At 59.5% G+C, this 12,620-nt stretch carries 16 protein-coding genes, 1 tRNA gene and 1 other annotated feature; of the genes, 3 read left to right on the top strand and 14 right to left on the bottom strand.

What is annotated here, in order from left to right:
* Positions 1-51: 51 nt before the first annotated feature.
* The 8 genes from AC3IPP_RS16220 to AC3IPP_RS16185 all read right to left on the bottom strand — a co-directional run bounded on the left by AC3IPP_RS16220 (position 52) and on the right by AC3IPP_RS16185 (position 6,292).
* Positions 52-273 carry a hypothetical protein gene (locus tag AC3IPP_RS16220; protein WP_489149695.1) on the bottom strand — a complete coding sequence of 74 codons (222 nt, stop codon included), beginning with the start codon at positions 271-273 and terminating at the stop codon, positions 52-54.
* 275 nt (positions 274-548) lie between these two features.
* The gene (locus AC3IPP_RS16215; RefSeq protein ID WP_489149694.1) at positions 549-1,703 is read right to left on the bottom strand and encodes a site-specific integrase; all 1,155 of its coding nucleotides are present in this window, start codon (positions 1,701-1,703) and stop codon (positions 549-551) included.
* Between the two features lie 303 nt (positions 1,704-2,006).
* Positions 2,007-3,584, bottom strand: coding sequence for a hypothetical protein (locus tag AC3IPP_RS16210; RefSeq protein WP_489149693.1), 1,578 nt, complete (start codon positions 3,582-3,584; stop codon positions 2,007-2,009).
* 160 nt (positions 3,585-3,744) lie between these two features.
* Entirely contained in the window at positions 3,745-4,035 is a 291-nt protein-coding gene (locus AC3IPP_RS16205) for a hypothetical protein (protein ID WP_489149692.1), read from the bottom strand.
* Complete coding sequence (locus AC3IPP_RS16200; RefSeq protein WP_489149691.1) at positions 4,035-4,418, bottom strand: hypothetical protein; 384 nt, start codon at positions 4,416-4,418, stop codon at positions 4,035-4,037. The genes AC3IPP_RS16205 and AC3IPP_RS16200 overlap by 1 nt, the downstream gene beginning before the upstream one ends.
* A 96-nt stretch (positions 4,419-4,514) precedes the next feature.
* Entirely contained in the window at positions 4,515-4,910 is a 396-nt protein-coding gene (locus AC3IPP_RS16195) for a hypothetical protein (RefSeq protein ID WP_489149690.1), read from the bottom strand.
* Positions 4,911-5,122: 212 nt separating this feature from the next.
* Entirely contained in the window at positions 5,123-5,866 is a 744-nt protein-coding gene (locus tag AC3IPP_RS16190; RefSeq protein WP_489149689.1) for a hypothetical protein, read from the bottom strand.
* Between the two features lie 126 nt (positions 5,867-5,992).
* Complete coding sequence (locus tag AC3IPP_RS16185; protein ID WP_489149688.1) at positions 5,993-6,292, bottom strand: hypothetical protein; 300 nt, start codon at positions 6,290-6,292, stop codon at positions 5,993-5,995.
* A 207-nt stretch (positions 6,293-6,499) separates the two neighbouring features.
* Between AC3IPP_RS16185 and AC3IPP_RS16180 the strand changes: the two genes are divergently transcribed.
* The 3 genes from AC3IPP_RS16180 (at position 6,500) to AC3IPP_RS16170 (ending at position 8,294) form a co-directional block, all read left to right on the top strand.
* On the top strand, positions 6,500-6,745 hold the full coding sequence (locus AC3IPP_RS16180) for a helix-turn-helix domain-containing protein (RefSeq protein ID WP_489149687.1): 246 nt from the start codon (positions 6,500-6,502) through the stop codon (positions 6,743-6,745).
* A 149-nt stretch (positions 6,746-6,894) separates the two neighbouring features.
* Positions 6,895-7,203, top strand: coding sequence for a hypothetical protein (locus AC3IPP_RS16175; protein ID WP_489149686.1), 309 nt, complete (start codon positions 6,895-6,897; stop codon positions 7,201-7,203).
* A 62-nt stretch (positions 7,204-7,265) separates the two neighbouring features.
* Positions 7,266-8,294, top strand: coding sequence for an ImmA/IrrE family metallo-endopeptidase (locus tag AC3IPP_RS16170; protein WP_489149685.1), 1,029 nt, complete (start codon positions 7,266-7,268; stop codon positions 8,292-8,294).
* Here the strand turns inward: AC3IPP_RS16170 and AC3IPP_RS16165 are convergent.
* The 6 genes from AC3IPP_RS16165 to AC3IPP_RS16140 all read right to left on the bottom strand — a co-directional run bounded on the left by AC3IPP_RS16165 (position 8,284) and on the right by AC3IPP_RS16140 (position 12,616).
* Complete coding sequence (locus tag AC3IPP_RS16165) at positions 8,284-8,760, bottom strand: alpha-glutamyl/putrescinyl thymine pyrophosphorylase clade 3 protein (protein WP_489149684.1); 477 nt, start codon at positions 8,758-8,760, stop codon at positions 8,284-8,286. The genes AC3IPP_RS16170 and AC3IPP_RS16165 overlap by 11 nt on opposite strands.
* Positions 8,761-8,810: 50 nt before the next feature.
* Positions 8,811-10,039, bottom strand: a protein-coding gene (locus tag AC3IPP_RS16160) for an IS3 family transposase (RefSeq protein ID WP_128114971.1) whose coding sequence is annotated in 2 segments (ribosomal slippage) — positions 8,811-9,751 and positions 9,751-10,039 — 1,230 coding nt in all. Because the reading frame shifts where the segments join, the coding sequence is not laid out codon by codon here.
* Positions 9,642-9,758: a sequence feature (AL1L pseudoknot), on the bottom strand. Its footprint overlaps the gene before it by 117 nt.
* A 15-nt stretch (positions 10,040-10,054) precedes the next feature.
* Entirely contained in the window at positions 10,055-10,537 is a 483-nt protein-coding gene (locus AC3IPP_RS16155) for an alpha-glutamyl/putrescinyl thymine pyrophosphorylase clade 3 protein (RefSeq protein ID WP_489149683.1), read from the bottom strand.
* Positions 10,530-11,573: a thymidylate synthase gene (locus tag AC3IPP_RS16150; protein WP_489149682.1), complete on the bottom strand. Its 1,044-nt coding sequence runs from the start codon at positions 11,571-11,573 to the stop codon at positions 10,530-10,532. The genes AC3IPP_RS16155 and AC3IPP_RS16150 overlap by 8 nt, the downstream gene beginning before the upstream one ends.
* 224 nt (positions 11,574-11,797) lie before the next feature.
* Positions 11,798-11,873, bottom strand: a tRNA-Thr gene (locus AC3IPP_RS16145).
* A gap of 47 nt (positions 11,874-11,920) precedes the next feature.
* On the bottom strand, positions 11,921-12,616 hold the full coding sequence (locus tag AC3IPP_RS16140; protein ID WP_489149681.1) for a uroporphyrinogen-III synthase: 696 nt from the start codon (positions 12,614-12,616) through the stop codon (positions 11,921-11,923).
* Positions 12,617-12,620 lie beyond the last annotated feature (4 nt).

Genomic DNA, 12,620 nt, shown 5'->3' with positions numbered 1-12,620 from the left:
CTACGCCAGAACCGGCGATCACGAATGTCGGCGATGGGTGGGAAGCGGACATCAACCGTCGGGCGCGCGGTCGGTTCTCCAGCACACCTGATCGCCATAGTAGCTTACGCTGGGCGCACCAGGCTCCAACCGCACAACGTACCAAAACTCGTCGTTCCAGATGACCCGGCTGCCATCGGTCGAGCCACTCAGCGTCAAACGTCCGTCAGCCTCGCGATCTACAGTGAGCACCGGCCAAGTCATTTTGTGACCTTTGATAACGACGTCGATCACGCCATCCCACTCGTCTGTGGGCCTGAAGTGCAACGAATAGGGACCGTCCGCGCCGGAAACTGAAATGTCGAAGGGGGCGGGCGCTCGCTCTCTCATCGCGTTAGATTGCGACGCCAGGCGGATGTCCGCAACGGGTCGGTTTGTGAGCTTGGCGTCTGCGCTGCAACCAGACATTCGAGGGCCTCGACCGCAGGCTGACGTCTTGGTCGCCAAAAAAAAGAGGTGCTCCACCCGCACCCTGACGTGATGCCAGGATGCGGGTGAAAGTGCTCGGGTCAGAAGGCGGCTTGTTTTAATGCTCCCGCCTCAACGGCTTTCAGCAGGGTGTCGTTCGCGAGGTGGCTGTAGCGCTGGGTCGATTGATAACTGGCATGACCCAGCACCTTGCCGACCGCGAACAGATCGACGCCGCTATTCACCATGTTACTGGCCGCGCTGTGACGTAGGTCATGAAGCCGCAGCCCCGGCAACTTCGCCTCCGCAATCGCATGTTGCCAGCTATGCTTGATCGACACGAACGGAAGGCGGGTTTCCGGGTTCGGCACCAACCATGGGCACCCCTTGAAGCGAGGCAGCTTCTCGATGATTGCCACAGCGGGCGTGGATAGCGGGACATAGCGCGACTTGCCGGTCTTGCTGGTCGGAATGAACCACGACCGACGCGCCACGTCCACGTTCGCCCATTGGGCCTCCAGCAGTTCCCGCAGCCGCGCCCCTGTCAGGAGCAGCAGGCCAACGATGTGCTGAAGCTGAGGGTTCTGAGATGCCTCCACCGCCGCCTTCAGCCGGAGTGTCTCCTCGGGGGTTAAGAAGCGCTCACGGCTGTTGTTCAACGGCTTTCTCGGGATACCCCGTGTCGGGTTCCTTTCGGTGCCTGGAATGTCCCAGCTGGCCCCCAGGACGAAGGATCGGCCGAGGATCACGCGCAACTTCTCGACCGACGCCGGGGCCAAGCCGCTGATACGCTTCTCATTCAGCCACTGACCGACGGACTGGCTGGTCATGTCTGTGAGGCGGGTCTTGCCCCACTTCGGAATGATGTGGACGCGCATGCAGGATTCCAGATCGTCGTAGGATTTGAGGTGGAGCTTGGCGAAGGCGAGGTGTTTGGCGGCGAGTTCGCTGTAGAGGGGGATGGACTTCGCCAGGGCCTTCTTCGCGCCGGGGTCGCCGCCCATCACCACCTCCGACCGAAGCTGCTGAGCCTTCTTCCTGGCGGCGGCGAAGGTGACGTCGTTAAAGCCGCCGATCTTGTGCTGCTTCTGGCCGCCAGCCTGATCGATATAGCGCAGATAGTAAGTCTTGCCGCCGGTGCAGCGGCATTCAAGCACAAAGCCTGTTACGGTATCATCATACCAATCTGTCTTTTTCTTACCGACTTCACAACCGGCATTGGCGACGAAGGCTTGGGTCAGACGAGCCTTGGGCATGGGTAGATTCCTTGCATGATTGATGGTCGGCGGACGAGCGCCGTGAGCCGCCGGGGAGGCGGTCGGATGGGGTGGGGAGGTCTGGAGCGGGTCTGGCCCGCGTGGCCCCCGAGACGGCCGCAGAGGGCGCGCATCGGAGGCGGGGATGGACGGGCTATGGGAGGCCCGTAGCGAGCCCAGGCGGGCTGGGCTCACTGTCGCTCGGGTGGCGGGAGCCGGGTCAAAAGAGGGGAAGGGGCGACTCCCCCTTTTCCCCCTTCGGTCGGCCCCCGCCGGGTCCGGTGCGGAGATGGAGGCGTTCCGCTATCCGACAGCTATTCTCCAGGAGCGTCGTTCGGTGCTGTCGCCAGCCTCAATGCGAAGCTGGTCAGCCCTTCGGCCTCGGTTCTTGCTGAGAAACCAACCAAGCTTGCCCCGGTTGATGTACCGGCCGTCCATGATGGGAAGGTCCTCAAGGGCCTCCATCAAGGCGGGGTTTTCTTCAGCCTTGGCGATAATCTGGCGAACGGTCACAGATTTGGTGCCGAAGATATCGAACCAAACCTCCAACAGAGCGGCCAGCGCCTGCCGGTCAGGATCGTGTGAGACCTGATCGATCAAGCTTTGAGCCGGGTCGGGCAGTCCCATCCAGATCAGGGGCTGTCGGCACAGACGCGACCATTCATCGTATGTGCCGACCGGAGAACATGCCGCCATCGGCTCGCCCGCTGCGCGGAACGCCGAGATGATGGTCAGGACGCAGGCTACAGCTCGGGCTCGGTCGCTCTTCATGACGCCCACCGGATCGTTGCGAAACGACCGAAGGGCTGGAGTCTCATGACGAGGAGCGAGACGTATCGAAACCACCCGCCGCCTGAGATCGCGCTCTGGTTCGATGTTGTTGCCCGTACCGAGAAACAGCGCCCGTGTAGGGACTGTAGCGCTGCGGTTGGTGCCCAACATACGTTCCGTCGTGGTGGGGCTGGTCAGCATCCGGTTGATCGCACCGAACGGCTTCCAGTTGGTCTGCATATCGTCAAAGACGACCGCAGCTGGTTTCTCATTCAGCACGGTGACGATCAGCTTGCCTGCTTCGTCGGCCCCTGTCGGGTAGCTGACCCGGTAAGGCTCATCCGGACCGGCGAACAGCGCGATGATGTCCGCCAGATAGCTTTTACCGCTGCCAGACGTCGTCGCGGTGATGTTGAACGCCGGAGCGACGGACAGAGCGGGACGGACCACGGCGGTGAATATCGCTGACAGTGCAGCGGATCGGTCCGCATCCGTCTCGAATTCGAACTCATCCAGGAGATGGTTCAGATAGTCCATCGCGGGTTCGGCATAGTCCCTGCTGGCGTTCTCCAACCCGCGATAATCCGACGGATCGAAGGCCCCATACACCCCCGTTCCAGGATCATAGCCTGGTAGGATCATCAACGCGCCGTCCTCACCGAAGTAGGGCTGGCGGGCTATCCCGTTCAGCGGCTGGAGGTGGTGACGGTCCTGGCCGAACAGCAGCGCTTTGACGATGCCTTGAGGCGGATCGCAGCGAAGCCAGAGGTTGTCCCGCCCCTTCCGTTCCCAGTTTATGGAGGCGGAGAGGAAGGTTCTCAGGGTCTGTTCGTTCACCAGTTCGGTTGTGATCCCGCCGCCAGCCTTTTTGACGATCCGCAGCAGGCCGCTTCCGCTGGTGTAGTAAACGCCGGTGTCGGCCAGCACCTTCTCGGCATCGGAACAGTTCAGGTGCATCTCACCCGGTGAAACACGGATAGTCGGTTTGTCCGGATGGGAGCCTGGATCGGCTATATTCGGTCCTGGTGGACTGATGGGTGGTGCGCCGCCATCGGTCGGCGGGGAGCTCCTTTTTTCAATGTCATTTTCATTGGGATTTGGCTCGGTCATAGATCCTCGCAGAGCCCTTCCACGGGATGTGGTAAAAAGGGTTAAATCAACGGGATCGCGGGCGTCGGAAAAAGAGACGTGTAATCAGGACGTTGTGGCGCTTTCGAAGAATGGCGCGAACGGCCCTGAATTTGGCTTCAAATCCGTCTGTGTCCTGAGCTTATTTCTCGGCTGACTTGCTGGAGATATGAAGCGGCTGAGTCTGACGTCTTCGCTTCGCTAGAATGATAGCTACGCCTATCACCGTGAATGCAACGATGAAGGCGAGGGGCTGGGCTACGGCTAGGGCGGAGAAGCTGAGGGTGGCAAGGAACACCATCGTCTCCCGAGGTCGCGTGACGAACGCGTGGACCAGCACCAGCAGCAGGACGACGGCCAGCACCATCAGCAGGGCGCGGACCAGCGCAAAGGCTAGGCAGAGGACGAGGAAGGCGAGCAGCTTCTTCACCATCAGCAGCAAGCCTCCTCGGCCCAGAAGTAGGCCAAACATCTGTAGTGAAGGCCCAGTTCGCTGCCTGGACCGTTCTCGACGAACAGTCGGACGGACGGGCCGAAGGGAGGGGTGACGACGACCTCAAACCAGAAGCCGTGGTCTTTCACCCAATCAAAGGCCAGGTCGTCCGCATGTTCGCCGGTGAAGGCGAATCCAAGGGCGGTGTTGATGACGTCCGGAGTGTCGCCGCCGTGGATGACGACCAGGCGGGTGTCGGGATGGTGTTCTGAATGGCCGTAGAAGCGCCAGCCCCGAAGGGCCAGCAGACGACGCAGATCGGGATCAAGGTCGGGATCGCTCAGGGCGCTCGCCACCTCGGCAAGGGTGTTCAGGCAGAGCATAGGGGAGGTGTCCTTCAGGCATGAAAAAAGCCCTCGGGCGAAGTGCCGGAGAGCTCGGGTCGGATAGATTGTTGGTCGCCTGTCGGCGGTGGTGGTTCAGGTCTTGTCGGCGGCCGGTGGTCGATCAGCGACGCCAAGGCAGTTGAAGCGGAGGGTGTCGTTGGTTTCGGGATGGTCCGGCACGAAGACCAGCATCCCGAAGTCGTCGGTCAGGATGTAGGCCAGCTCGAACCATGAGCCGTGGTCGTTGAACCACTCCCAGCCGGGCTGCTCGGCCTGGTCCCAGCAGATCGGATAGCCGACGGCGTCATGGATCACCTCGGCTGGATCGCCGGGCTGGACGACGACGATCTGCAGGATGTCCTTCAGCGGACGCCTGCGGTCGGTGTCCACCTGCCAGACCCGGAGGCCGATCAGGGCGCGAAGGTCGGCGTCCAGGGCCGGGTTCGTCAGGGCGGCGGTGACCGCGTCACGGTCGATAAGCGAAAGCATGGTCTGGATAGCCTTTCCGGGCATAGAAAAACCCCCGCAGCGCGTGGCCACGGGGGTCGGGGATGTTGAGCTTGAGAAGCCCTAAGGCGGGCGCAGTGAACGGGCTCAAAGTCTATGAAGGGCTACGACTTCTTGCCCTCGCAGACGGAGGAAGGCTGAGGCGGATGCTGACTTGGAGCTAGGAGTGGCCCCCGACGCAAGGCCATAATCGGCTACTTTGGATCCCATTCGTGGATCACCGATCCATCGCGCTTGTCGATCACCTGGTAGGTTTCGAGTAGGCCGGTCAGAAAGCACGATCGCACTTCGAGTCCGGCACTCAAATCGCGACTATCGTTGACACACAGGGTGTTGCGATCCTGACGCCAGGGCTGCGCCTTACCCAACACGCGTAACTCCAACTCCCCCGACAACGCCCGTGCCGCTTCCGGTTCGATCGAAAACGTGTGTCGGAACACGCGGACATCCGGCCTTCGACCGGGTACAGGATTGGTCTGAACTTGGCCGAAGCCGCTCACGTGCATGATGCGGACTGGGATTTGTCGCCCACCGACCAACTCCATTCGGGGTGGGCTGCGTCGTGTGCTAAGTGACCAACCACGCATGGTCAGAAACACACTTGGTGGTGTTTCGGCCGCACGGGCGCGGCCTGCCGCCACTCCTTCATTCTCAGACGCTACGATGGTCATCGTTTGGGCCTCGCGATCGTAGGTCCAGTAGGTTGTCCTCAAACCCGTACGGGCTGGGATTGGAAAGGTCAGGACAATGTTTTCTGCCGGCAGAGGTGGCGTTATCGCGATAAACGGATCTTCGATCACCGTCCTGTCGGGACCGAAGGTCGTCAGGTAATCGACGAGTTCTGTGTTGCGCCAGGTTGCATTCTTATCTGTATCCTGTACCTGATCAATTTCAGATACTTGAGCAAGTATCATCAATGCCAAAAACGATTTCAGCACTTCTCTTCTCCTAAATTTTGGATGTTTTTCCAGTATATCGACTGGTCAGCTTGGAAAGACGGTGAACCGCACAGCTTTTGCTGAGGTCGTCTTTGATTGACCGCTGACGCCGCGAAGGAGCTTGAGCTAGGCGACCTGAGATTTACCGCCACGGGTTAGGAACAAGACGCCGCCACCAGCGCCTAGAGCCAAGCTGCCCCAGAGAAGAATGGAGCCATACCGACGGACCTTCGCTTGGTTGTCAGGATAGCTCAGGGCGTCACGCATCTGTTGTTCAAAAGCCTTCTGGTTGCCAGATAGAGATGGCCCTTCGACACTGGCATTGAAGCGTTGCACCGGGATGTAGGCCTGTAGAAATAGGCCGCCGACAACGACGTAGAACGCTGCAATAGCGGCAAGCACCATGCGTTTGGTGTTGGTATTCATCTGGTGTTTTCTCATTGTCATGTGTGAGATGCGCCAGGATTTGCACATCATATAAGATGCCGAGATTTGCGCTCGGTGTTGCATCAGGCGTGATCTTGATTGGCTCGCACTTGAGCAGCCGCGACGTTCCCCCGATCGTAAATAACCCGATCTGGGATATCCTAATTTAGGTTTTAGCGGAAGTGCCTCACCTCGGAGGGGCGCTCGTTGCCGTCATCGATTTTCACGCAGCGGCATCAGGAGTTCATCGCCTTCATCGCTTCAGTGCGGAAGGCGGCCGAGATCACTCAGGTCGAGCTCGCGGAGAGGCTGGGGAAGCCACAGAGCTTCGTGTCGAAGATGGAGCGCGGTGAGCGCCGCCTGGACGTGATCGAGTTCTGTCAGGTTGCTGAGGCACTCGGTCGCGAACCAGCAAAGTTGCTCCAAGAGTTTATTGTCCTAGCGTCCAGATGATACCGCGTTAGCTATGCGGCACAGTGCACCGCTGGGGGCAGGAGCAGGGTGCCTAGGTACAGCTAGGGAATTGTAGACTGAACGATGTTCTCAGCGTAGCTTGCTGATAATGATTCCGTCTCTGCGGAGTTCTCGGTGGTGCGACGCTATTGGATTTGGCATTCGAAGATAAGGCGCTTCGCTATGTCTGCGAGAACCTCGTGAAAGCCCGCAAGAAGATCGGCAAAGAGCCCGCTGCTGCGCTTCACGCTCGTCTTGCGGATTTGGAAGCTGCCGATAGCTTGCACGATCTCACATGGGTTGCGACAGAGTTTGGCGCGGCGAGCGCGCGTGTGCCATTTCATACAGGTTATCACTTGATCGTCGCTCCAAACGGAGCCAAAGCGCCCGTGGGTGACGAAGGTGTTGACTGGACGAGAGTAGATCGCTTGCTGTTGAAGAAGCTCGAACAGTTATGACCAGCTGCTTAGCATTCGAACACGATTGGCGAGTGCCGCCAGGTGAGACGGTTCGAGAAATAATGGATTCGCAAAATCTTTTGCGAGGCGACGTCAGCGCTCAGCTTGACCTCTCTCTGGAAGATTTTGACGGGCTACTCAATGGTAGCATGCCGATTGACGTAAGCCTCGCTCTGAGACTGGCTGAAGTGCTCGGGCCGAAGGCACCCTTTTGGATGAAGCGGGAGCAGCTTTTCCGTGGTGGAAGCGCTGATCGTGTCAGCTTAGAAGAATCTAAAGTAGCGTTCCTCAAGCTGTTGCCTCTTCGTGACATGCGCGCATTCGGATGGTTGCCGGAGGACGATGGCCTGTCCAAACACGAGGCAGCACTTCGCTTTTTCGAGGATGATTTTGGAGACTGGCGGCGCAACGGTAGAGATCTCGTTCAAGCCGTAGCGTTTCGGACATCAGCGACCCTAGAAGCCAATTCCACCGCAGTGGCGGCGTGGTTGAGGCAAGGGATTATCCAAGCCCGTTCGATCAGGTGCGAGGATTGGTTGCCGCAGAAGCTGGCTAATGCTGTGGAAGAAATACGGCCATTAACTCGCGTCAAGAATCCGACTGTTTTTTTTCCACAGCTGGTTGAAATCGGCCAACGAGCGGGAGTCGCAATAGTGTTCGTTAGAACGCCGAGCGGCTGCAGAGCCAGTGGAGCCACCCACTTCTCGCCGTCTGGAACGCCCATAATCCAGCTCAGCTTCCGCTACCGATCTGATGATCATTTCTGGTTCACAGTGATGCACGAGATTGGCCATCTGGTGCTGCATCCATCATCTCCGATGTTTGTCGAAGGCAGCGACTATGTTTCTGGTGAGGAGGAGGCTGAAGCTGATCGCTTCGCCCAAGACGTTCTCATTAGTCCGACGATGCAGGCCGAACTTTGTGATCTGGGCCGGGATTTCAAAAAGGTCATGCGATTCGCCAAGCGCACGGGGGTCTCAGCTGGCATCGTGGTTGGTCAAATGCAGAACCGTGGATTGCTGCGATACGACCAGCTTAACTTCCTAAAGACGCGATATGATTGGTCCGATCTAAAGGGTGCTAGCCTCTGAAGGCAACGTAGCGAGTGGGGGATTTCTGCCAGTTGCACAGGCTGTCCTCCATCACTTGCATGTTTACCGCAAGGAAATCGCCGAGCTCGACCACCATGGTGCTCAACGCTGAACGCGAAGCGTTACCTTCCTTAGAGCCCGTGAAGAGAAGTTTAGCCCCGGCGACTGGTCCAGTAGCCGTGCCGAAGTAGGGATGCGGTGGATCGATGTCCCAGAGCCCTAACTTCCCCATCATCGTGAGATAGTCGAACCGTGCAGTTCGGCCAAAACGGGCAACGCGCATGCCTTTGTAAAGGGCATCAAAGGTTGCGCGGGTGTCGCCGCCAGTGGAATTCGAATATTCCTCAAATAGAAGTCGATGGCCTCGATTATTTCCGACCCAATCTACATAACTTGAAACTGTGTCGGCGAGATTTTGGCCTACATCGGTCCGGATGCTTTCGTACTTTCTGTGATTGCCGAACAAGATAACTGGTTTGAACCGCTCCGGGTTTCCCGGAGGCTATTTGGTTTAAGTTATGCGGCGATGGGGACGTGGTCCATCGCCGCGTAGTAACGCTGCTCTGCCTCGGCGGGCGGGATGTTGCCGATGGGTTCGAGCAGGCGTCGGTTGTTGAACCAGTCGACCCATTCGAGCGTGGCGTACTCGACGGCTTCGAAGGTGCGCCACGGCCCGCGTCGATGGATGACCTCGGCTTTGTAGAGACCGTTGATGGTCTCGGCGAGGGCGTTGTCATAGCTGTCGCCTACGCTGCCCACCGAAGGCTCGATGCCGGCCTCCGCCAGGCGCTCGGTGTACTTGATCGAAAGATACTGACTGCCGCGATCGCTGTGATGGATCAGGCCGCCGCCGTGGACGGGGCGACGGTCATGGATCGCCTGCTCCAGGGCGTCGAGGACGAAGGCGGCATGGGCCGTCCGGCTGACGCGCCAGCCCACGATGTAGCGGGCGTAGACGTCGATTACGAAGGCCACATAGACGAAGCCCGCCCAGGTCGCGACGTAGGTGAAGTCGGAGACCCAGAGCCGGTTGGGCGCGGGCGCTTGGAACTGTCGGTTCACCTGATCCAGCGGACACGGCGTCGCCTTGTCGCTGAACGTCGTGCGCACAGGCTTGCCGCGGATCACGCCCTGAAGGCCCAGGTCCCGCATCAGCCGCTGGACCGTGCAACGGGCGACGGGGAGCCTCTCACGCCGCATCTGCCGCCAGACCTTGCGCACGCCGTAAACACCGAAGTTCTCGGTGAAGACGCGCAGCACCTCGGGCCGGAGCGCTTCGTCACGCTGGAGCCGGGCCGGACGCCGGGCCGGATCGCGGCGCCGGGCGAGATGCTCATGGTAGGTCGACGGGGCGATCGGCAGGACCCTGCAGATCGGCTCGACCCCGTGGGCCTGTCGGTGATCGTCGATGAAGGCGATCATCGCTTGAACGGGCGGTCGAGCTCCGCCTGCGCAAAATAGGCCGACGCCTTGCGGAGAATCTCGTTGGCCTGACGGAGTTCGCGGTTCTCCCGCTCCAGCGCCTTGAGCTTCTCGGCCAGGTCGGTCGGGACGCCGGCGCGCCGGCCTGCGTCCACCTCCGCCTTCTTGACCCACTCGTTCAGCGTATGCGCCGAGCAGCCGATCTTGCTCGCCACCGAAACTATCGCCGCCCAGCGCGACGGATGCTCCACGCCATGATCCAGCACCATCCGAACCGCTCGATCGCGGACCTCCGGCGCAAATTTGTTCGTCGTCTTGCTCATCGGGCTCCATCCTACTCAGGAGTTGGAGCCTCCGGGAAACCCGGGGCGGTTCAGTTCAAGGTTTTGAGCGTTTGCCATGAACCATGCGCGAAAAGCTTCAGAGTTTGGGGAAACCCTAGCCCAGGTCCAAGGGGTATCGGCCCCAAGAGCGCCGTATACCAAACGGGTAGACTGCCAGCCCGTCTGGCCGTGGTATCCAAAGTGGGTCGACAGGAAGGTCAGCCACGCCGCCTCATCAACATCCCCGTTCTTGATGTGCAGGATCGCTGCTTTGAGCGGATCAAAGAGGGTGCTTGTTGGATCGGCGCGAAGTGGGGATAGTTCTCTATCCCCAAGTCTTTGCACGTACTCGATACGATGCAAGCTATCGATCATCTGACGCACCAGGCTGGCCCTACCAGCGTCGCTGTTAATGCCGGGTAATGCGCGTCGCGTTGAGTCGAATTGTGTCAGGCGTTCGGAAAGCTCTACAGAGCGATTTTGATCGGCCTTACGCATCTGCTGAAACATTTCCCTTGATTAGGTGGTTGTCGATCAAATTAAGCTGTTCGAATTTTCTTTCAACAACTCGGGTTCGTCTTCGAATATAAGTCCGGTAATATGGAGACGAAATATCATTTTGAATGTTAATGACCTGCCTGAGCTTTTCAGGCTCTCCCTTCGACCCTTTTGTCAGCGCGTAAATTGCAAGAAGTCTGACCATGTCCGCCCAGAATGGCGTGAGCGAAGAAGTCGCTTCAAGCGCGCCCTCAACGGCATCTGGCCCATTCAACCGAAGCAGCGCTTCCTGAGCAAAGACCACATTGATATCCGGCCATTGACGCCCGGAGCTCATGCTTGGCATTGCCCTCGTAGGCTGCACGCCTTCTTCCAGAAAACGGGAGACCGCCTCGCGCGATGAATCGTAGAGGTGCAAACTACCAACTAGGTGCTTGTAGCTTCCGAGCTTGAAGCCAAGCTCATTGGCCATGATCTCTTGGATCATCGTGAACGCAAAAACATCGTGGGGAAGACCCCAGTATGCATCGTTGGATCTCATATGTACTACTAAATGCAAAACTCCATTCCTCTGAAGGAACTGTAGCGTACATGTGCATGGGACATCTTTGTGGGGTCTTTCGATGTCCTCCCTATCGAATAACTGTATAATTGCTTGTCTGGATGTGGGTTTATCTCGAAGTGTTTGAAGAACTATTTCGTATTGTGATCGCTCTCCACCAAAAATGCGTGGTCCATACGCTCCCCAAATAGTTCCATCGTCCTCAGCAAATTCCCGGTATCTGCTGAGGTAATACTCCATTTGCTTAGATGAATTAGAGCAAGAAACGTACCACAAGAATTCTCCGAGACAGCTAAAAATAGTGCCCTTGGCTTCGGTTCTGCTAAGGCGGGCTCTAGGTTGTTTCAGTTCTAACACTACGCCAGAAATTTCGACATTTTCACCCTTAGTCGCTTTAATCCTCTCGTTACTTTTAAGAAGCTTCTCGAAAACCTTAGCCAAAAGATCGTCAAGCGTTGCCGCTCTGAGGTGCATAGCCCCACCCTTTGTCCCCGACTCGCTAGTGGCAGTTTGCGCTCAACCCGTCCCGGTTGCGAGCATTTTGGTGAACCGTGAAATGGGAAGATAGCGAGAACCCGTCGGCAGAAGTCTCCCGTGGCTTTAAGTGGCTTTTCAGTGGGAACCCACGCCACTCCCAAGCGGAAGCGCCTTCCGGCTGATCCCGGCCGGGCGTCAAAGCTAGTGGTGCTCTGGAAAGGTGGTGCCGCTTAGGTGACTCGAACACCTGACCCCCTCATTACGAATGAGGTGCTCTACCAGCTGAGCTAAAGCGGCCCCGGCGTCGTCCGCGCATGGAGGCGCGAGCGAGCGAGGAGGGCTCTTTATACGGGAGCGGCAGGCTTGCCAAGAGCCGATAGCATCGCTGGTTCGTCCGGGGCGGCGGCGATGCGGATTTCGGCGAAATCGAAGGGGCGCAGGGGCGCGGCGGCGGCTTCGGAGATGCAGATGGCGACGCGGCCGGATGCGGCGGCGAGGGGCAGGTCGGCCGCCAAGGCGCGGGCGGCGCGAGGCGAGTGGAGCATGACGGCGTCGAAGGTTTCGGGAGCGGGCGTATGGGTCTCGAAGGCGGCGTAGACGGGCAGGCGCTGGACCGGGCGGTCGGGCAGCAGGGCGGGCAGGTCGCCCGCCGGTTCGCGGGCGCCGGGCGCCAGCAGCGGGCCGGGCGGGGCTTCGGCCGCGATCAGGCGGGCCAGGGCGTGGATGTCGCCGGAGGCCGAACGCACGTTGGCGAAGCCCGCGGCGTGGGCGGCTTCGGCGGTGGTGTCGCCGACGGCGAAGACCGGGTGGTTGCGGAAGCGCGGGATCAGCGGGGCGAAGGCCTCGACGCCGTTGGGGCTGGTCAGGGCGAGGGCGGCGACGGCGGCAGGGTCAGGCGCGGCGTCGAGGGCGCCGGGCAGGGGGGCGAGCGTCAGCAGAGGGACGACGAGCGGGGTGAAGCCCAGCGCCGCTAGCCGGTCCGCCGTGCGGGCGGCGCCCGGTTCGGCGCGCGTGACCCAGACGCGGCGGATCGGCGTCATGGCC

The organism is Brevundimonas sp. KH_060 (genome assembly GCF_057838275.1).
The sequence above is the reverse complement of the archived record's forward strand: the minus strand, read 5'-3'. Positions and strand labels throughout refer to the sequence as shown.

Bases quoted from the DNA above. Each gene is read 5' to 3' on its own strand.
- AC3IPP_RS16205 (WP_489149692.1), bottom strand. From the start codon at position 4,035: ATGGTGAAGAAGCTGCTCGCCTTCCTCGTCCTCTGCCTAGCCTTTGCG.
- AC3IPP_RS16200 (WP_489149691.1), bottom strand. From the start codon at position 4,418: ATGCTCTGCCTGAACACCCTTGCCGAGGTGGCGAGCGCCCTGAGCGAT.
- AC3IPP_RS16170 (WP_489149685.1), top strand. From the start codon at position 7,266: ATGGATTCGCAAAATCTTTTGCGAGGCGACGTCAGCGCTCAGCTTGAC.
- AC3IPP_RS16155 (WP_489149683.1), bottom strand. From the start codon at position 10,537: ATGCGTAAGGCCGATCAAAATCGCTCTGTAGAGCTTTCCGAACGCCTG.
- AC3IPP_RS16215 (WP_489149694.1), bottom strand. From the start codon at position 1,703: ATGCCCAAGGCTCGTCTGACCCAAGCCTTCGTCGCCAATGCCGGTTGT.
- AC3IPP_RS16195 (WP_489149690.1), bottom strand. From the start codon at position 4,910: ATGCTTTCGCTTATCGACCGTGACGCGGTCACCGCCGCCCTGACGAAC.
- AC3IPP_RS16210 (WP_489149693.1), bottom strand. From the start codon at position 3,584: ATGACCGAGCCAAATCCCAATGAAAATGACATTGAAAAAAGGAGCTCC.
- AC3IPP_RS16140 (WP_489149681.1), bottom strand. From the start codon at position 12,616: ATGACGCCGATCCGCCGCGTCTGGGTCACGCGCGCCGAACCGGGCGCC.
- AC3IPP_RS16150 (WP_489149682.1), bottom strand. From the start codon at position 11,573: ATGCACCTCAGAGCGGCAACGCTTGACGATCTTTTGGCTAAGGTTTTC.
- AC3IPP_RS16185 (WP_489149688.1), bottom strand. From the start codon at position 6,292: ATGAATACCAACACCAAACGCATGGTGCTTGCCGCTATTGCAGCGTTC.